This is a genomic window from Brenneria uluponensis, from assembly GCF_032395385.1.
Lineage (GTDB): Bacteria > Pseudomonadota > Gammaproteobacteria > Enterobacterales > Enterobacteriaceae > Prodigiosinella > Prodigiosinella aquatilis.
Genome location: NZ_CP135917.1, coordinates 910310 through 928151 on the forward strand (window position 1 = coordinate 910310; position 17842 = coordinate 928151).

The 17842-nt window shown below is 51.3% G+C and carries 20 protein-coding genes; 7 read left to right on the top strand and 13 right to left on the bottom strand.

What is annotated here, in order from left to right; translation table 11 throughout:
* Positions 1–29: 29 nt before the first annotated feature.
* Positions 30–485 carry a GNAT family N-acetyltransferase gene (locus RS889_RS04205; protein WP_021017601.1) on the top strand — a complete coding sequence of 152 codons (456 nt, stop codon included), beginning with the start codon at positions 30–32 and terminating at the stop codon, positions 483–485.
* Positions 486–594: 109 nt separating this feature from the next.
* Here the strand turns inward: RS889_RS04205 and RS889_RS04210 are convergent, their stop codons facing one another.
* The 7 genes from RS889_RS04210 to RS889_RS04240 form a co-directional block, all read right to left on the bottom strand.
* Positions 595–723 carry an entericidin A/B family lipoprotein gene (locus RS889_RS04210; protein ID WP_315709452.1) on the bottom strand — a complete coding sequence of 43 codons (129 nt, stop codon included), beginning with the start codon at positions 721–723 and terminating at the stop codon, positions 595–597.
* Positions 724–878: 155 nt separating this feature from the next.
* Positions 879–2018, bottom strand: a complete 1140-nt coding sequence (gene hemW / locus RS889_RS04215) for a radical SAM family heme chaperone HemW (RefSeq protein ID WP_315709453.1) — start codon at positions 2016–2018, stop codon at positions 879–881.
* Positions 2011–2604, bottom strand: a complete 594-nt coding sequence (rdgB, locus tag RS889_RS04220) for an RdgB/HAM1 family non-canonical purine NTP pyrophosphatase (RefSeq protein ID WP_315709454.1) — start codon at positions 2602–2604, stop codon at positions 2011–2013. The genes hemW and rdgB overlap by 8 nt, the downstream gene beginning before the upstream one ends.
* Before the next feature lie 17 nt (positions 2605–2621).
* Positions 2622–2912, bottom strand: a complete 291-nt coding sequence (gene yggU, locus RS889_RS04225) for a DUF167 family protein YggU (protein ID WP_021017597.1) — start codon at positions 2910–2912, stop codon at positions 2622–2624.
* Positions 2909–3463, bottom strand: coding sequence for a YggT family protein (locus RS889_RS04230; RefSeq protein ID WP_315709456.1), 555 nt, complete (start codon positions 3461–3463; stop codon positions 2909–2911). Before RS889_RS04230 ends, yggU begins: the two co-directional genes overlap by 4 nt.
* Positions 3464–3515: 52 nt before the next feature.
* Positions 3516–4337, bottom strand: a complete 822-nt coding sequence (proC, locus tag RS889_RS04235) for a pyrroline-5-carboxylate reductase (RefSeq protein WP_315709457.1) — start codon at positions 4335–4337, stop codon at positions 3516–3518.
* 24 nt (positions 4338–4361) lie between these two features.
* Entirely contained in the window at positions 4362–5075 is a 714-nt protein-coding gene (locus tag RS889_RS04240; protein WP_315710914.1) for a YggS family pyridoxal phosphate-dependent enzyme, read from the bottom strand.
* Positions 5076–5114: 39 nt separating this feature from the next.
* On the opposite strand from RS889_RS04240, the gene RS889_RS04245 reads away from it, so the two are divergent.
* On the top strand, positions 5115–6107 hold the full coding sequence (locus tag RS889_RS04245) for a type IV pilus twitching motility protein PilT (RefSeq protein ID WP_315709459.1): 993 nt from the start codon (positions 5115–5117) through the stop codon (positions 6105–6107).
* Positions 6108–6280: 173 nt separating this feature from the next.
* Here RS889_RS04245 and codA read toward each other — a convergent pair whose 3' ends face one another.
* The 4 genes from codA to RS889_RS04265 form a co-directional block, all read right to left on the bottom strand.
* Positions 6281–7519: a cytosine deaminase gene (codA, locus tag RS889_RS04250; RefSeq protein ID WP_021017592.1), complete on the bottom strand. Its 1239-nt coding sequence runs from the start codon at positions 7517–7519 to the stop codon at positions 6281–6283.
* On the bottom strand, positions 7516–8751 hold the full coding sequence (locus RS889_RS04255) for a PucR family transcriptional regulator (RefSeq protein WP_315709461.1): 1236 nt from the start codon (positions 8749–8751) through the stop codon (positions 7516–7518). The genes codA and RS889_RS04255 overlap by 4 nt, the downstream gene beginning before the upstream one ends.
* A 3-nt stretch (positions 8752–8754) precedes the next feature.
* Complete coding sequence (gene codB / locus RS889_RS04260; protein ID WP_315709462.1) at positions 8755–10017, bottom strand: cytosine permease; 1263 nt, start codon at positions 10015–10017, stop codon at positions 8755–8757.
* Between the two features lie 365 nt (positions 10018–10382).
* The gene (locus RS889_RS04265) at positions 10383–11972 is read right to left on the bottom strand and encodes a methyl-accepting chemotaxis protein (protein WP_315709463.1); all 1590 of its coding nucleotides are present in this window, start codon (positions 11970–11972) and stop codon (positions 10383–10385) included.
* A gap of 405 nt (positions 11973–12377) precedes the next feature.
* On the opposite strand from RS889_RS04265, the gene nsrR reads away from it, so the two are divergent.
* The 3 genes from nsrR to rlmB all read left to right on the top strand — a co-directional run bounded on the left by nsrR (position 12378) and on the right by rlmB (position 16114).
* On the top strand, positions 12378–12803 hold the full coding sequence (nsrR, locus tag RS889_RS04270; RefSeq protein ID WP_021017588.1) for a nitric oxide-sensing transcriptional repressor NsrR: 426 nt from the start codon (positions 12378–12380) through the stop codon (positions 12801–12803).
* Positions 12804–12843: 40 nt separating this feature from the next.
* Positions 12844–15297, top strand: coding sequence for a ribonuclease R (gene rnr, locus RS889_RS04275; RefSeq protein ID WP_315709465.1), 2454 nt, complete (start codon positions 12844–12846; stop codon positions 15295–15297).
* Between the two features lie 85 nt (positions 15298–15382).
* Entirely contained in the window at positions 15383–16114 is a 732-nt protein-coding gene (gene rlmB, locus RS889_RS04280) for a 23S rRNA (guanosine(2251)-2'-O)-methyltransferase RlmB (protein ID WP_290180430.1), read from the top strand.
* 95 nt (positions 16115–16209) lie between these two features.
* Here the strand turns inward: rlmB and RS889_RS04285 are convergent, their stop codons facing one another.
* Both RS889_RS04285 and bsmA read right to left on the bottom strand, forming a co-directional pair.
* Entirely contained in the window at positions 16210–16479 is a 270-nt protein-coding gene (locus RS889_RS04285) for a hypothetical protein (RefSeq protein WP_315709467.1), read from the bottom strand.
* Positions 16480–16498: 19 nt separating this feature from the next.
* Positions 16499–16861 (bottom strand): biofilm peroxide resistance protein BsmA, encoded by a 363-nt coding sequence (gene bsmA / locus RS889_RS04290; protein ID WP_315709468.1) that lies wholly within the window; start codon positions 16859–16861, stop codon positions 16499–16501.
* Between the two features lie 259 nt (positions 16862–17120).
* Between bsmA and rpsF the strand changes: the two genes are divergently transcribed.
* Both rpsF and priB read left to right on the top strand, forming a co-directional pair.
* Complete coding sequence (gene rpsF / locus RS889_RS04295; protein ID WP_021017582.1) at positions 17121–17513, top strand: 30S ribosomal protein S6; 393 nt, start codon at positions 17121–17123, stop codon at positions 17511–17513.
* Between the two features lie 5 nt (positions 17514–17518).
* Positions 17519–17839 (top strand): primosomal replication protein N, encoded by a 321-nt coding sequence (gene priB, locus RS889_RS04300; protein WP_315709470.1) that lies wholly within the window; start codon positions 17519–17521, stop codon positions 17837–17839.
* The last annotated feature ends 3 nt before the right edge of the window (positions 17840–17842 follow it).

The window sequence follows — 17842 nt, forward strand, 5'->3', positions numbered from 1 at the left end:
GTGCTGAATATATTACCGGATGAGTTGATATGAATCTTATATGGCATGACTGGGGTATTGATGATCTCAACCTCTATTCGTTACATGACATTCTGTTGCTGCGTAATCAGGTGTTTGTGGTCGAGCAACACTGTCCATATCAGGATATCGACGGCAGAGATTTAACGGTCGGTAACCGTCATGTAACGGCCTACCAAAACGGTAAATTGGTGGCCTATGCCCGCATACTGGCTCCTCATTCAGACCATGATGCAGTGAAAATCGGCAGAGTAATTGTCGCATCACCGGCAAGAGGGGAACATGTTGGACATCAATTGATGGAGCACGTTTTGATAGTCAGCGCCCGTCACTGGCCAAAGAAGCCGCTGTTTCTCTCCGCACAGGTCCATTTACAGCGCTTTTACAGTCAGTTCGGTTTTATGACCACTGGCGACGTCTATGATGAAGACGGTATTCCCCATATTGATATGCGGACGACGCTTTAACGATCTGTCTGGTCTCTTTGATGTGATGTTATTACCGCATCTTAGCGAAAAAATAACCCCCGGCGTGTGGGTGCCGAGGGTTAATAGCGGGATATCAGCAATGACGCAATTAGCTGGCTGAATGGGAAATCTTACTGCCCAGTTTCTCCACATCCTGACCAAAACCGCGTGTGGTATTACAGCCGCTTAACGTTGTGGTCATCAACAGCGCTACCGCCAGTAATTTCATTATTTTCATAATTGTTACCTGTTATCTCGGTTTGAATTCTGTGCCCACTTTGTCATATTTCAGCAAGGAAATTCAATATGGTGTGGTGAGCTACTCAAGGTACTCGTGTGTTTCAGCTATTTCCGATAAACCAAGGATACCGCCTGATATCACTGAGGTTATCGTCATTCATCGTCCAGAAACAGTTCCAGCAATGAATTAAGAAACAGTTTTCCATGTTCGGTAATCTGCCAGTGGCTGTCTGTTTCGATCACATATCCCTGTGTGATCGCCGCCTCGATCTGTGGCCGGATGGCATTTTCAGTTAACCCGGTATAGGCAATGAAATCCGCACGTGGCGCAGGTTCCAGCAGACGAAAACGGTTCATGAAAAACTCAAACGGGCGCTCTTTGGCAGCAACGTCATTCGTCTGGTGCAGGTAATTCCCTTGCATATAGCCGCGTGGATGCCGGGTTTTAACGGTACGCATAATCCGCCCATCCCTAAATGTTAGTTTGCCATGCGCGCCGCAGCCAATACCCAAATAATCGCCGAAACGCCAGTAGTTGAGGTTATGTTGGCACTGGTAGCCCGGTTTGGCATAGGCGGAGGTTTCGTACTGTTGATAGCCTGCATGACTCAGTAACTGGTGACCACGTTCGAAAATCTCCCACAAGGCGTCATCGTCCGGCAAGGCGGGAGGGCGTGAGCCAAACAGCGTATTGGGTTCGATTGTGAGCTGATACCACGACAGATGCGGTGGATTAAGTGCTATCGCCTGGTGTAGATCGTCCAGTGCATCTTCCAGCGATTGATCCGGCAAGCCGTGCATCAGATCAAGATTGAAACTGCGTAAACCAAGCCCTGATGCTAATTGTGCCGCACGTTTGGCCTCTTGTGGGCCGTGAATGCGCCCTAGCCGGGCCAGTTTCTCCGCACTGAAACTCTGCACACCGATGGAAATGCGATTAATGCCCGCACGCTGGTAGCCACTGAAGCGTTCGGCTTCCACTGTTCCGGGATTGGCCTCCATGGTGACTTCGGCGTTTTCCTCCAGTGGTAAGCGCGCCCGTACTCCGTCCAGCAAATGTTGCATGGCGTCGGCGCTGAGTAGACTGGGGGTGCCGCCGCCAATAAAAATGGAATGCAGAGACCGACCGCCGGTAAGCGGTAAATCGGCATCCAGATCCGCAAGCAGATGTTTCACATATTCCTGATGTGGTACATCACCTTTCAACGCGTGAGAATTGAAGTCGCAGTACGGGCACTTCTGTACACACCAGGGAATATGAATGTACAAGCTGAGTGGCGGTAGCTTAAGCATGGTGCAAGGCGTCCAGCAGCAGGCGTAATGCCTGTCCACGGTGCGAATGGAGGTTCTTTTCGGCGCGGCTCAGTTCGGCGGAAGTTTTTCCCAATTCAGGGATATAAAAGATCGGATCGTAGCCGAATCCGCCTTCTCCAGCAGCAGCATGAGTGATGATGCCGGGCCAGCGTCCATGACACACCAGTGGTGTTGGATCTTCCGCGTGACGTAAATAGACCAGTACACAGTGAAAACTGGCAGATCGCTGTTCATCTGGCACGTCTTTCAACGCGATTAACAGTTTCTCCAGATTTTGCCGGTCACTGGCTGCATCTCCGGCATAGCGGGCAGAGTAGATACCCGGTGCGCCACCCAATGCGTCAACTGCCAGACCAGAGTCATCGGCAATGGCGGGTAAACCAGTGATTTTTGCGGCATGGCGTGCCTTCAGAATCGCGTTCTCAATGAAGGTCAGGCCGGTTTCTTCGGCAGAATCGACACCCAGTTCGGTTTGTGCCACGATATCCAGACCAAAATCTGTCAGTAGACTGGCGAGTTCACGCACCTTACCGGCATTACCCGTAGCCAAAACCACTTTTTGCATGTGTTATTCCTGCGATGTTATTGAATGAGTTCCGCGACAGTCGCCGGGATAGTTTGCGGATTAACGATTTTAATCTGCTTATGACGCCCAAGTTCACCTTTTTCGATCGTTACCAACCCTTTAGCGACGCGAAACTGCTTGGCGAGAAATTTGATCAGATGCGCATTGGCCTGGCCGTCAACCGGCGGGGCGGTAATGGCGACTTTCAGTTCGTCGCCATGTAAACCGACAATGAGGTCGCGGCTGGCTTTCGGCTGGATGTACAGTTGAATTACCAGCCCATTGTCGCAGCGAGTAACGGCACTCACAGCAGGAACCACAGCCCCGGGAACAGATCCATGCCCAGATAATTCAGCATGTACAGGATCAGGATAACCACCATGGCTGAGAAATCGAGCCCACCCATCACCGGCAGAATACGGCGGATCGGCGACATCATCGGTTCCGTCAGTTGATACAGCAGATAGTCCACCGGGCTACGGCCCTGACTTACCCAGCTCATCAGTGAACGAATGATGATCATCCAGAACACCAAATATCCCGCTGATTTCAGCAGTGACAGCAGACCAACCAGCAGATTCACCGGGCTCAACGAAAATGCACCTACCTGAATCAGTAACAGTAGCGGATATTTTAAGGTCGTCAGCAGGAAAGCCACCAGCAGCGATGAACTGTCAATCGGGCCCAGTGACGGAATAACACGGCGTAGTGGTCCCACTATCGGCTGGGTCAGCTTCACCACGAGCTGAGAGAGCGGGTTGTAAAAATCGCTGCGAGACCACTGCATCCAGATACGTAGCAGCAGTACCATTACATAGAGGTCAACCAATGTTTTGACCAGAAAAGTCAAGGTAAGCATAGAGGCAATAATTCCTTAATTAACAGGGATAATTCCGATGAAATTACCGTCATTAAAACAGCTTTTCCATTTCTTTTGCACGAATTACCGCTGCCTGCATGGCATCGGCAACCGTTTGTGTTAACTGCCGTTCATTAAATACCCGTAAGGCCTCAGCCGTCGTGCCGCCTTTGGAGGTGATATTCTCACGCAGGGTAGCCAGGGACGTTCCAGGGTTGGCTTCGACCAGCGCCGCTGCGCCGCAAGCTGACTGCTGCACGAGCAGACGCGCGGTATCCGGATCGAACCCTTGACGTATCGCCTCTTCCTGCATGGCTTCCATCAACAGGAAAAAATAGGCTGGGGCACTGCCCGCCGCTGCAATAATACCGTTAATCTGGGTTTCTTCCTCCACCCAACACACTTTACCAACACTGCTCATCAGGCTGGTGGTAAACGTCCGATCGGCATCGCTGACCGTTGTCGGGGCGTAAAGGCCGCTCATGCCTTTCCCCACCAATGATGGCGTATTGGGCATAATCCGCACGATATTCAATTTTTCATCCAGTATGGACTGAAAACGGGCGACACTGATGCCTGCCGCAATCGACAATACCAGCTTGTGACTGAAATCCACCTGTTGTGATAGTGGTTTGCATACGGTTGCCATCAGTTGCGGTTTTACCGCCAGCACGACGACCTCGGCCTGCTGTGCGCAACTGATATTATCATCGCTGCTGATGACGCCATAGCGTGCCGCCAGCGCATCGCGGTGTATGGTCGAAGGCGCGCATACGCTGATATATTGCGCGGGATACCCGCTATCAACCAAACCGGCAATAATGGCCTGTGCCATATTCCCCGCCCCAATGAACGTTATTTTACGGTACTCCATACAGATTCTCTTTTTTTAAAATGGTTAAACGGCTGGTGACGAATAATCACGCGCGCCAAAAATAGCGGTGCCGATCCGAACCAGCGTACTGCCTGCTTCAATTGCCGCAGCCATATCATCTGTCATTCCCATGGATAGCGTGTCGATATGGGGATAGTTGGTCTTGAGCTGTTGAAAAAGTACCGACATCTGCTGGAATACGGCCAACTGGTGCTGGTAATCGGTTTCCGGTGCCGGAATAGCCATCAAACCACGCAGACACATATGGGGCAAAACCGCAACTTTAGCGGCCAGTTCAGGCAGTTCGTCGACCATAATGCCGGATTTGCTCTGTTCATGGCTGATATTAATCTGTAACAGAACATTGAGCGGCGGCAGTGAAGCCGGGCGCTGTTCGCTCAACCGTTGGGCGATACGCAGGCGGTCAATGGTGTGGCACCAGTCAAAGTTCTCCGCGACCAGACGACTTTTATTCGACTGCAACGGACCGATAAAGTGCCATTCCAGTTGTGTCTGTGGCTGGTGTTCCCGGAAGTAATGGATTTTATTCACCCCTTCCTGAACGTAGTTTTCACCAAACGCACGTTGCCCGGCAAGGATGGCTTCTGCGATGGCCGTCACAGGTTTGGTTTTGCTGACGGCAAGCAACGTCACTTCTTCTGGTACCCGCGCGCAATGTTCAACTGCCGCTGAGATTCGCAGCCTGACGTCCTGTAGATTCTGCTGGATAGTGCTCATAGTGAGGTTCGTACTCATAGTGATTCAGGAGGCTTATCTATGGATGTGCATGAATGGGTGAGGTGTAGTGTAAAACAGAATGCCTCTGATCTGCACCTGTGTAGCGGACATCCGCCGGTACAGCGTATTGATGGTGTGCTGAGAATGGACAATAGCGTACCGAACTTGAGATCAGATCAACTGGAATGCTGGTGTGAACGCTGGCTGGAACCCGTTTATCAGCAGCAGTTACAACAGTGCGGGCAGGTTGATTGCGCACTCACCTTGCCGGAGGGGCAGCGTTTGCGGGTGAATCTGTTTATGCAACGGCACGGCCTTTCCATCGCACTGCGGTTGATCCCTGCCTCCCATCCTTCGCTTTCCGCGCTGAAAGCGCCACCGATTGTCGCGGAGTTGGCTGAGCGTCCAGATGGACTGGTTCTGGTGACCGGCGCCACCGGCAGTGGCAAGTCCACCACATTGGCGGCGATGATCGATGCGCTGAACCAGCGGTGCTCACGGCATATCATCACACTGGAAGATCCCATCGAGTTTCTTCATACCAGCCAGCGATGTCTGATTCAGCAGCGTGAAATAGGCCGGCACAGTGAGTCATTTAACGCGGCATTGCGGGCAGCACTGCGAGAAGACCCAGATGTGCTGTTACTGGGGGAATTACGGGATGCCGAGACTATCCGGCTGGCATTGACGGCCGCAGAGACCGGACATCTGGTGCTGGCCACGCTACATACCCGTAGCGCTGTGCAGGCGGTAGAACGATTGGTGGATGTGTTTCCCGCCGATGAAAAAGCGTTTGTGCGCACTCAACTGGCAGCGAGTTTACAAGCGGTGGTAGCACAAAAACTGATGCCGGGAGTCGGAGGCGGGCGCATTGCGCTGTTTGAAATACTGATGGTAACGCCTGCCGTTAGTAATCTGATCCGGGAAGGAAAAACCCATCAACTCCCCAGTTTGTTGCAAACCGGTGGGCAATTGGGCATGCAAACCTTTGAGCAAAGCTATCAGCAGCGTTGCCGGGAAGGCGAATTATAAATAACGATGATGAGTGTCAATTCAACACACGCTATGGCTATTTGTGCCTATCTTGTATCTTCCTTATTCACTATTGGAAACAGGTGTCGTCCCATCGTATTGTCCGCTGCTTGCGGACATCTGATGATGACGCTACGGTAATATAAACATCATGCCTGCGATGTCAGAAGATGTTATTGACCATAACCGATTTGCTCCGGAATGCGCCGCATAATCACTTTACCGTGGCGGATGGAGAGCCGTGCTTTGGCTTGACGTCGTACCGCTTCGTAATCATTTTCCGCATCAAGAATCAGCAGATTTGCCGGACGTCCAACGACAATGCCATAACGTTCGCCCAGATGCATGGCAACGGCGCTGTTATCGGTTACGAAGTCCAGACAACGTTGTAAATCCTGATATCCCATCATATGGCAAATGTGCAACCCGGCATCCAGTATGCGCAGGATGTTTCCGTTGCCCAGCGGATACCAGGGATCTTTGATGGAGTCCTGCCCGAAACACACGTTCAGGCCCGCGCGGTCGAGTTCTGCCACTCGGGTGACGCCGCGTCGTTTGGGGAAGGTATCGAAACGTCCTTGCAGATGAATGCTTTCCGTCGGGCAAGAGATAAAGTTGATGTCTGATAAACGCAGTAGCCGAAACAGTTTGGAGCAGTAAGCATTGTCATAGGAACCCATCGCAACGGTATGGCTGGCGGTAACTCGTTGTCCCATACCGCGAACCCGGGCCTCCTCCGCCAATACTTCAAGAAAGCGGGATTGGGGGTCGTCGGTTTCGTCGCAGTGAACGTCAACCAGACAACCAGTGCGTTCGGCCAGATCCATCAGAAATTTTACCGAACTGACACCCTGTTCACGGGTATTTTCAAAATGTGGAATACCACCGACGACATCGGCGCCCATTTCAATCGCCTGCTCCATTAAGCGGCGACCATTGGCAAACGACTCAATGCCCTCTTGCGGAAACGCCACGATTTGCAGATCGATCAGGCCGCGGGCTTCTTCCTTTACCTCCAGCATGGCCCGCAAGGCGGCCAACGACGGATCAGTAACGTCCACGTGGGTACGTACATGCTGAATGCCGTGATCCCGCAGCATGCCGATCGTGGTATGCGCCCGCTGTTTGATATCATTGTGGGTCATGGTCGCCTTACGTTGGCTCCAACGCTCTATACCTTCAAACAGCGTACCGCTCATGTTCCATTCCGGTTCCCCGGCAGTTAATGTGGCGTCCAGGTGAATATGTGGCTCCACCAGTGGTGGAATGACCAACTGGCCGTTAGCATCAATGGCGTCGCTTTCCGGCGCTAGTCGTCCGGTTTGCGGTTCGATGGCAACAATCAGCCCGTTCTGTAACCGGAGGGTATGGAAACCCTGTTGATGTCGTAGGCTGGCGTTAATCAATTTCATAATAACTCCTGCTGTTGCGCATTGGACATGCGCCAGACCAGTAAGGCTACTGACGCATTTAAACGAAATTGTGGGTCATTGAGTGATTGCCCGGATCGCTGTTCGATACGCTGTAATCGCTGATGCAGCGTATTACGGTGGATAGCCAGCCGTTCCGCCGCTTTGATCAGATTACCGTTTTCCTGCAGAACGGCATCCAGTGTTTCAATTAGCAGCTCGGGATGTTTGCGGTTGCTTTCGAATAGCATGCCGAGCGTCTCTTTCACAAACTGAGTGACCAGCGCTGGTTCACTTACCGCCGTCAGTAGTTTGAGTACGCCAAGTTCATTGTAATCACACCAGCCTTTTTCCGGCCGCATGCTTTCAGCGACGTCGAGCGCCTGGCGTGCCTCCGTTAATCCCCGTCGATATTGATGAGACGAAGCCACTACTGATGAAAGACCGCCTAACAGCATCAATGGCTGAATATCGGTGCCGAGAGTTTGCTGCACCTGCTGTAACCACGGTTTGTCTGGCTGAAACAGTACACTGTTACTGGGTAACAGCAGAATGTATAAATCTCCCAGCACAATTAACGGCAAAGCGTCCTCAACATCGGCCAGGTACTCTTCCAACCGCTGTTGTACTCGCTGGCGTATCAGTTGAAGTCTGCTTTCGGCAATAGCGGGTGTTTGGGTAGCAAACAGGGTCTGAATGCCGGAAAGCCGTAGTGAGATGACACGATGCGGGCGATCAAGCATCAGTTGCAAGTTATTAGCCCGCAGACTGGCTATATCAATACTGGGGTAGTCGCCGGTGAGCAACTGGACCAGAATATCGCGCTGTGAACGCAACAAGGTTTCCCGCTGTACCAAGGCAGTACCAATAAGTTGCGTCACGATCACCATCTTGAGCAGGTAAGGTTGCTCAATCAATGGAATGCCGAACTGATTTGCCAACATAATCACCGAATCGGGAATAGCGTGAATGAAGGGTTCGCCAGTGAGGATCACCATCCCGGCAATACCGCACTGGTATCCTTCACGCACCAACTGTTGCAGGTTCGCCTCGTCACGAGGATGGTTTATACCGGTCACGAATACCAGTTCCCCGCCCATAACCCACTCAGCAATTCCTTCGTTTTCTGCCACATAATACCAACGTACCGGTCGGTGAATTTTGCTTTGGCCGGCACGCAGCGTTAATTCCCCAAGTCCTGGTAGTACCATAATCTCACTGACGGACAAACTCATGCACTATTCTCCCTGCGTCGCCACAGAAGGTGTGGCGCGCCTGATGATCATCGTAAGGAGCAGATAGCTGGTTGCGGAGGCGGCAATGCCCACCAACGGCGCAATCCACGGTGAGAAATAAGCCAGCAGTGCGCCGATGGCGTAGGCACTCAACCCGGTTGCATTAAAGCGTGGCAAGACTGTTTGCCGAATGGCGGGGTACTGTCCACGATAACGAAACCAGTAGTCAGCCATGATGACACCGCCGATCGGGGGAATGATTGACCCCAGTAGTACCAGGAAAGGGATCAGCATTTCATACATACCGCCAAGTGCCAGCAGAATGCCGACTCCCGCGCTGGCCAGCGTCAGTGTGCGGCGACGTTCGGTGCGTAGCAGATGGCAGGCCGCCGCGGAAACGTTGTAAATGGTCGGGCCCTGAATAGTCCACAGGTTCAGACACAGCATGATGACAGCAGCGATAGAAAGCCCTTGTAACATCATGACTGCCACGATATCCGCCTGTTGATAGACAATCGCGCAGTAGGCGCCAGAAATAATCATCAGGCCGTTGCCGCCGAGAAAACTGATGATACTGGCGGTAACGGCAACCTTGCCACTGCGTGCCAGTCGGGTCCAGTTGGTGGCCTGCGTGGCACCGCTGGCAAATGTGCCGAATACCATGGTAATGGCCACCGACCAGGTCATGGTTTTCGCCGGCATTTTACCTGTCAAACCTTGCCAGCCACCGGCGTCTCCCGTGGCGATCCACATCGATACCACCAGCATGATGAACATCAGTGGTACAGAGATGCGCGACAATATATCCAATCCTTTATAACCCACCAATGCCGTAATGGAAAAACCGAGTCCGAACAGCACCATCAGTGGTTGTGTGAATTCGGCTGGCAACGCCAGCAGTCTGACCAGCGTGATGGCGACTGTCGCGGTGCCCCAGGCATACCAACCCAATTCGGCAAAGCCCAGCAGAAAATCGGAAAGCTTGCTGCCTATTTCGCCAAAGCAGAATCGTCCCATCAGGACAGAGTTCAGCCCGCTGCGTGCGGCAATCAGTGCCAGTGACGCGGCATATAAAGCCAGCAGCAGGTTGCCGATGATGGCGATCCACAACATATCGACAAGCGGGAAAGCGACGCCCAGCTTCCCCCCAGCAAACATGGTACCGGTAAAAAAGGTGAAGCTGAACAACACCATGGAAATGGATAATAGCCCTCTGCGGCCCTCTTTCGGGGCTTCGCTTAAGGGAAATTCGGTCTGTTCAGACATGATTTTTCCTCTGGTTCACTCTCTCTGACAGGGATGAAAGCAATAACAATCAGAGGGAATAGAGCAATAAGCGTGCCTATTTTTGTATGTACAGGAAGAGGGCAATCAGCACAATGATTATTGTGCAAAACGCATTGTTTAATGGTTTTTTTTGCTAATTATTGCCCATTTTCTGTGCATTATGCTGAGCAATGCACTGAAAGTGGGCCGCAAAAAAAGAGAGACCGGTTGATATTTGTCTATATCCCTCATCTTGAAGAACGATGAGGATAATCACTCCAATTCAATAATAGTCCTGATTTACATTTCCATACCGCCCTTTTACATAGGGCGGTTTCGTCATGAGTGGTAGTGATGTGTGTTGATCAATTGGCCTGACTCAGCAACGGTGTGTTCTCTTCAATGTGAAACATCCCCATTGCCTGTATCAGCTGACGTGATTGTTCTTCCAGTAACTGTGTCGTGGTGGCGGAGGCTTTTACCAACGAGGCGTTCTGTTGCGCGACCTTGTCGATTTGCGTAAACGCCACATTCACCTGTTCAATGCCGAGATGCTGTTCCTGCGAAGCATACGAAATTTCCTTCATCAGACTGGTAACTCGGCTAATTTCCTGAGCGACATTATCCATGGTTTCACCCGCAGTTGATGCCAGATCCAACCCTTCCGACACACGTGACTGGGAATCCATGATCAGCGTTCGAATCTCTTTGGCCGCTTGGGCACTGTGTTGCGCCAGATTACGCACTTCGCCTGCTACCACCGCAAAGCCTTTACCCTGTTCGCCAGCACGGGCCGCTTCTACCGCCGCATTTAGCGCCAGAATATTGGTCTGGAACGCGATACCATCAATGACGCCCAGAATGTCACTGATACGTTTGGCGCTATTGGATATTTCCTGCATTTTTTCGATCACATAACAGACCGATTCATTGCCGCGATCGGTCGTGTCAGAGGCTTTATTGGTTAACTGATGCGCCAGCTCGGCATTGTCGGCATTGCGCTTCACAGTGGCACTCAGCTCTTCCAGGCTGGCTGCCGTTTGTTCCAGTGCGGCCACGGATTCCTCCGTGCGTTCAGCCAGATGGCTATTCCCGGCGAACAGCTCCCGGCTGCCATTATCGATCTGGACGCTGGCATCGCGCACTTGGCTGACCGAATCCAGCAGCGCCATTTGCATACGATCAATCGCATCACTGAGCCGTCCCAGCTCATTGGTTCCTCCTTGTGAGATCCGGTGTGTCAGATCACCGGCAGCGACCAGCTCCAATTGTTCAATGGCGCGATCCAATGGTTTTAACAGCATGTGGCGCAGTGCGATCCAGGCAAGCAACACCATCACCACAGAGAGTGCGCAGGCAATGCCAATCAATAACAGCATGAGCTTTTCGTCATGTGCGGCTTCCTGAATTCGGGCATCGGAGAGCTGTTGGGCATAAGTGCGGAAATCCTGAATGGATTGTTCAAACGTATCACTCAGCGGCGTGAGGCTATTTTCCAGCAGGGTGTAATATTCATCGGTATACTGCTTTTTCAGCGCCTCGTACATGGGTTTCAGCCCTTGTGCAAGATAGGCCTGATAGCTTTTCAGCACTTTTTGTGCAAGCAATTGTTCCTGTTTGTTTTCGCTTTTTGCTTCGCTAAATTGCGTGATGACTTTCTCGGATTGCTGGATATAGTTCCCCAGTCGTTCGGTTTCTCTGGCGCCGACGTCCAGCAGGCCTATCTCGATTTTACGTACAGCCAGCGTGGCTGAAGCTCTGGATCGCAATGTCAGGTTATAGCCATCCATCAACCCGCCTAATTGCGTGCCTTGAATCTGGTTTAATGAGGTGAGAGATTCCCGGCTTTTGTTGATGGACTGGATGCCCATGCCGCTGACAATCAGCAGAAGAAGCGTGATGAGTAACAGTAATACCAATAAGCTGGCACGGATGGAGATATTTCTCAGACGCATGATGTCCCTTTCCTAAGGTGTACAGGTAATGAAGATAAAGAATAATTGACAGAACGTGGCAAGGTATCGCTGGGTGCTATGTTCTGTAGGAATAATACGTTCAGAACATAACAAAATAATTATCGTGTATGGAAAAACATTTCACTTATCTTTTACGACATTGCCGGCCTCGTTAACGTGAATTCTGTTTTAAAAAGCAGAAGATGTTTCTAATTTGCATTAAATGATTAGCCCTGATGTTTACGGCTGGTTTATTATCTACCGATAAAAAATGAGCATGTGTTTCGAGAGTGTGTTTATGTGCGCCATTGCGTAATATCTGGTTCTTGTTAAGAGGTTATGGTGAAAATCACCATGTACCCTCGACATACCAGCGATTGATACCCTGAGGTTCCAGAGGTTTATGTGCAGTTAACAAGCTTTACGGATTATGGTTTACGGGCGCTGATTTACATGGCGTCACTGCCAGAAGGGCGGATGACCAGCATTTCGGAAGTCACTGAAGTGTATGGCGTCTCACGTAACCATATGGTCAAAATCATCAATCAGTTAAGCCGAGCCGGATTGGTAACCGCGATACGAGGTAAAAACGGAGGCATACGGCTGGGCAAAGATCCTGCCACTATCCGCATCGGTGATGTGGTTCGTGAACTGGAGCCTTTGGCACTGGTTAACTGTAGCCATGAATTCTGCCATATCACTTCAGCCTGCCGGTTAAAGCAGGTGCTTCAACAGGCGGTGCAAAACTTTTTGGTGGAACTGGATAAATATACCCTCGCCGATATGGTTAAAGAGAACCCACCGCTCTACAAATTGCTTTTGGTTGAATAAATTTGTTCAGCCTCCTGCTGATGACAACGGAGGAACCGCTATGTCAAAAGATCCATTTTTGGAACGAGAAGCAGAGAAATACGAATCCCCAATTCCCAGTCGTGAATATATTCTGGCGCACATTGCCAAGCGGGATACGCCAATCAGCCGTGAGGAGTTGGCAACTGATCTGACATTAACTACCGACGAACAGCTTGAAGCGTTACGCCGCCGTTTGCGGGCCATGGAACGTGATGGGCAGTTGGTCTTTACCCGTCGTCAGTGCTATGCATTGCCGGAAAAACTGGATCTGCTGCGCGGTAAGGTTATTGGTCACCGCGATGGTTATGGTTTTCTGCGGGTGGAAGGTCGCAAGGACGATCTCTACTTATCGGCAGAGCAAATGAAAATTGCCATTCATGGCGATGTCGTATTAGCCCAGCCGTTGGGTGAAGATCGTAAGGGGCGCCGAGAAGGGCGTATTGTCCGTATTCTTGAACCTCGTACCGGGCAGATTGTTGGCCGCTATTTTGTTGACGCCGGTACTGGTTTTGTCGTGCCGGACGACAGTCGCCTGTGTTTCGATATCCTGATCCCGCCGGAATCTATTGGTGGTGCGCGGATGGGGTTCGTGGTGGTGGTAGAGCTGACTCAGCGTGCTACGCGTCGTACCAAGGCGGTAGGGAAAATCGTTGAGATCCTCGGAGACAACATGGGCACCGGGCTGGCGGTAGATATTGCCCTGCGCACCAACGAAATACCGCATACCTGGCCACCTAAAGTGGAAGAGCAAGTACGTGATCTTGCTGAAGAGGTGCCGGAAAATGCCAAGAAAGGTCGGGTGGATCTCCGTGAACTACCACTGGTAACGATTGATGGTGAAGATGCCCGTGATTTTGATGACGCCGTTTTCTGCGAGAAAAAACGTGGCGGCGGTTGGCGTCTGTGGGTCGCTATTGCTGATGTCAGTTATTATGTCCGGCCCAATACCCCGTTGGATAACGAGGCTCACGCCCGCGGCACGTCGGTTTACTTTCCTTCCCAAGTTGTTCCCATGCTGCCGGAAGTGCTCTCCAATGGACTGTGCTCGCTGAATCCACAGGTAGATCGTCTGTGTATGGTGTGCGAAATGACGGTCTCAGAGCAAGGTAAACTCACTTCTTACAAATTCTACGAAGCGGTGATGAGTTCCCACGCCCGTCTCACCTATACCAAGGTGTGGCATATTTTGCAGGGCGATGAAGAGTTGCGCACCCAGTATCATTCACTGGTGACGCCGCTGGAAGAACTGCACCGTTTATATAAGGTGTTAGAACATGCCCGGGATGTCCGCGGCGGTATTGCGTTCGAAACGGAAGAAGCCAAGTTTATTTTTAACGCCGAACGCCGGATTGAGCGGGTCGAGGCCGTGGTGCGTAACGATGCGCATAAACTGATTGAAGAGTGCATGATTCTGGCGAATATCTCGGCAGCCAGATTTGTGGAGAAAAACGAAGAGCCGGCATTGTTTCGTGTGCATGACCAGCCGAGTGAAGATCATGTCCTGGCGTTGCGCAGTGTGCTGGGAGAGCTGGGGCTGACATTAAAAGGTGGCATGAAACCGCAGCCGAAAGATTACGCCGAGTTGATGAACGAGGTCGCCGAACGTCCCGATCATGAAATGTTGCAAACCATGCTGCTGCGCTCAATGAAGCAGGCAGTGTACGATCCGGAAAACCGTGGACACTTTGGTCTGGCGTTGACGTCGTATGCGCATTTCACTTCGCCGATTCGTCGTTATCCTGATCTTTCACTGCATCGTGCAATTAAATATCTGCTTGGTGCACGTAAGGAACGTTGGACGCCAACCGGAGGCTGGCACAGTGACTTCCAGGAAATGCTACAACTGGGCCAACACTGTTCGATGACTGAACGCCGTGCGGATGAAGCCACCCGTTATGTATCGGGCTGGCTGAAATGTGATTTCATGCAGGATCATGTAGGTAGCGTCTTTACCGGTATTATTGCCAGCGTGACGGGTTTTGGTTTCTTTGTTCGCCTGAACGATCTTTTCATCGACGGCCTGGTGCATGTCTCCACGCTGGATAACGATTACTATCGTTATGATAACGTCGGTCAGCGTTTGATCGGTGAATCCCGTGGCCAGGTTTATCGGCTGGGCGATGAAGTAGAAATCCGTGTGGAAGCGGTACATATGGATGAACGCAATATCGATTTTGCACTGGTTTCCAGTACCCGGAAAGTGCGGGGAGAAGGGAAAACCGCCCGTGAGCGCACCAGGAAAAGCAATGATCGGGAAGAAAAACCTACCCGTCGTCGTCGGGTAAGCCCGCGTACCAATTTTGAGCCGGATAAGGCGTTCCGTAATGAAGGGGAACGTAAGGGCAAAACTGCGGCCAAGTCGACAGACAGGCCGAAAAAGAAAACGGACAAAGCCAAAAAGAACGTGGAAAAAACACGTAAAATTGCGGCCGCGACCAAAGCAAAGCGGGCAAACAAAAAAACCGCAGAGTGATCTCTGTGGTATCGGTGATATGCCGATGATTGATTGAAATGATAGCGGGCGGTTGCCGCCCGTTTACCACTGTTGAAGAGCATCAATGAGCGAAATTATTTACGGTATCCATGCGGTTAAAGCCCTGTTGGAGCGCGATCCTCAGCGCTTTCTGGAAGTATTCATCCTAAAAGGACGCGAGGATCGTCGTTTGCAGCCGCTGATTGCGGAACTGGAATCCAGCGGTATCGCGATACAGGTTGCCAACCGTCAGTGGCTGGATACCAAAGTTGAGGGCGCTGTACATCAGGGGATTGTCGCCAGAGTAAAGGAGGGTCGGCAATATCAGGAAAATGATCTGCCCGACTTATTGTCGTCACTGGATACACCGTTTCTACTGGTGTTGGATGGTGTGACGGATCCGTACAATCTCGGTGCCTGCTTGCGTAGCGCCGATGCTGCTGGCATCCATGCGGTTATTGTCCCCCGAGATCGTTCTGCCCAATTAAACGCTACAGTGAAGAAAGTCGCTTGTGGTGCAGCGGAAAATGTACCGCTGATCCGCGTCACTAATCTGGCGCGTACACTGCGTTTTCTGCAGGAGCAGAATATCTGGATTGTGGGCACGGCAGGGGAAGCTGACCATACGTTGTACCAAAGTAAACTGAATGGCCCGTTGGCGCTGGTTATGGGTGCCGAGGGTGAGGGCATGCGCCGGTTGACCAGAGAGCATTGCGACGAGTTGATCAGCATCCCGATGGCGGGTAGCGTTTCTTCCTTGAACGTCTCTGTGGCGACGGGGATTTGTCTGTTTGAGGTGGTGCGTCAGCGTAGCTGAAGCGGATTTTTTCTGTGGCGGGCAATTAATCACTGGTGTGTTTTATTGCCCGTTTTTCTGGTTGCCTCCATGGGGTGAATCGCCGTAATTTACCTTTATTGAGCAGCGAGTTTCTTCTGTACCATGATGCACCACAGTACCGAGTTCTTGGTCGGCCATGTCTCTTTTTTCGATGTTGATCTCAGTTGTTGCTCCACCTGCTGTTGCCAGCTTATCGAGCCAATCTCTTTATTCTGCGTTTTAACCTGGGATTCAACCCAGTCATTCCATGCTGTACTGCGGCATGGCGCTGACGAAGTTGATGCCGCGCTGGCATAGCCGGCCACAATGACTGACAGAACAAAAATGGTAATCGCTTTTTTCATTATTCACTCTCACTCTCTGTTAAAACGACGATGTGGAAGAGGGTTTCACGGATGAACTCGACGCGGAGTGGTACAGCACGGCATAGGCATGCCAAAGCTCCGACATTATGCCATCACCATCGGTTTTCATGACGATCAGATAGTAATCCGCACCGCGGGCATCGGCCTGACGCTGAATTTCCCGATCAGCATCATCCGGGCCGCCACGTACAGTAACGGAAACGGTTCCGAATTTTTTCAGCGAGTAAGTCTGTGCCCGGCTAACTTCAATGGCGTGCTTGCCTGGCGGTGGCGGTGGAACGGGTTTTCCCTCAAACACGCTACATCCGGCCAATAACATAATCAACAGGATAGGCATAGCAAGTGTGTGCACCTTCATCATAGATTCCTATTTTTTCGAGGGTGATTCACAGTGTATCTGTTCTGACGGACGGTCGATACCATCGCGGAGCAGGGTTCAAGAATATCATCAGGAAAATTACCTCCATTGACTGATTAATCTGTAATGTTCCTTGTGTTCCCTATCGCTGGCACCTATAATTACGCGTCATTTTTTCAGCCGATCATATAACACGTTCCTTGCTTCCATGGGCCGCGGCTGACCCTGACAGGAGGCTGAATAATCCGTAAGGAGCAATTTGATGCGTCATTACGAAATCGTTTTTATGGTTCATCCTGACCAAAGCGAACAGGTTCCAGGCATGATCGAACGTTACACTGGTGCTATCACCAATGTACAAGGTCAGATTCACCGTCTGGAAGACTGGGGCCGCCGTCAACTGGCTTATCCGATCAACAAACTGCACAAGGCTCATTATGTTCTGATGAACGTTGAGGCTCCGCAGGAAGTGATCGACGAGCTGGAAACTAACTTCCGCTTCAACGACGCCGTTATCCGTAGCATGATTATGCGCGTTAAACACGCGGTAACCGAAGCATCTCCAATGGTGAAAGCGAAAGACGAACGCCGTGAGCGTCGTGATGATTTCGCTGAAGCTGGCGAAGGTGCCGAAGCTGGGGATTCTGAAGAGTAATTGTTGTGGTGACGACTAATCGTCTGGTGCTGTCAGGCACGGTGTGCAAGACACCTATTCGAAAAGTCAGTCCTTCGGGTATTCCTCACTGTCAGTTTGTGCTTGAGCACCGCTCGACGCAGAAGGAAGCCGGATTCAACCGACAAGCATGGTGTCGTATGCCCGTGATTGTCAGTGGACGCGAGTCACAAGCATTTACCCACAGTATAACGGTCGGCATGCAACTTACTGTCTCCGGTTTCATTAGTTGCCACCAAGGGCGTAATGGGCTGAGTAAAGTTGTGTTACATGCCGAGCAGATTGAATTGATAGATTCTGGAGACTAGCCA

Coding starts and splice junctions, on each gene's coding strand:
- RS889_RS04205 (WP_021017601.1), top strand. CDS start 30: ATGAATCTTATATGGCATGACTGGGGTATTGATGATCTCAACCTCTAT.
- RS889_RS04210 (WP_315709452.1), bottom strand. CDS start 723: ATGAAAATAATGAAATTACTGGCGGTAGCGCTGTTGATGACCACAACG.
- hemW (WP_315709453.1), bottom strand. CDS start 2,018: ATGCTTAAGCTACCGCCACTCAGCTTGTACATTCATATTCCCTGGTGT.
- rdgB (WP_315709454.1), bottom strand. CDS start 2,604: ATGCAAAAAGTGGTTTTGGCTACGGGTAATGCCGGTAAGGTGCGTGAA.
- RS889_RS04230 (WP_315709456.1), bottom strand. CDS start 3,463: ATGCTTACCTTGACTTTTCTGGTCAAAACATTGGTTGACCTCTATGTA.
- proC (WP_315709457.1), bottom strand. CDS start 4,337: ATGGAGTACCGTAAAATAACGTTCATTGGGGCGGGGAATATGGCACAG.
- RS889_RS04240 (WP_315710914.1), bottom strand. CDS start 5,075: ATGAGCACTATCCAGCAGAATCTACAGGACGTCAGGCTGCGAATCTCA.
- RS889_RS04245 (WP_315709459.1), top strand. CDS start 5,115: ATGGATGTGCATGAATGGGTGAGGTGTAGTGTAAAACAGAATGCCTCT.
- codA (WP_021017592.1), bottom strand. CDS start 7,519: ATGAAATTGATTAACGCCAGCCTACGACATCAACAGGGTTTCCATACC.
- RS889_RS04255 (WP_315709461.1), bottom strand. CDS start 8,751: ATGAGTTTGTCCGTCAGTGAGATTATGGTACTACCAGGACTTGGGGAA.
- codB (WP_315709462.1), bottom strand. CDS start 10,017: ATGTCTGAACAGACCGAATTTCCCTTAAGCGAAGCCCCGAAAGAGGGC.
- RS889_RS04265 (WP_315709463.1), bottom strand. CDS start 11,972: ATGCGTCTGAGAAATATCTCCATCCGTGCCAGCTTATTGGTATTACTG.
- rnr (WP_315709465.1), top strand. CDS start 12,844: ATGTCAAAAGATCCATTTTTGGAACGAGAAGCAGAGAAATACGAATCC.
- rlmB (WP_290180430.1), top strand. CDS start 15,383: ATGAGCGAAATTATTTACGGTATCCATGCGGTTAAAGCCCTGTTGGAG.
- RS889_RS04285 (WP_315709467.1), bottom strand. CDS start 16,479: ATGAAAAAAGCGATTACCATTTTTGTTCTGTCAGTCATTGTGGCCGGC.
- bsmA (WP_315709468.1), bottom strand. CDS start 16,861: ATGATGAAGGTGCACACACTTGCTATGCCTATCCTGTTGATTATGTTA.
- rpsF (WP_021017582.1), top strand. CDS start 17,121: ATGCGTCATTACGAAATCGTTTTTATGGTTCATCCTGACCAAAGCGAA.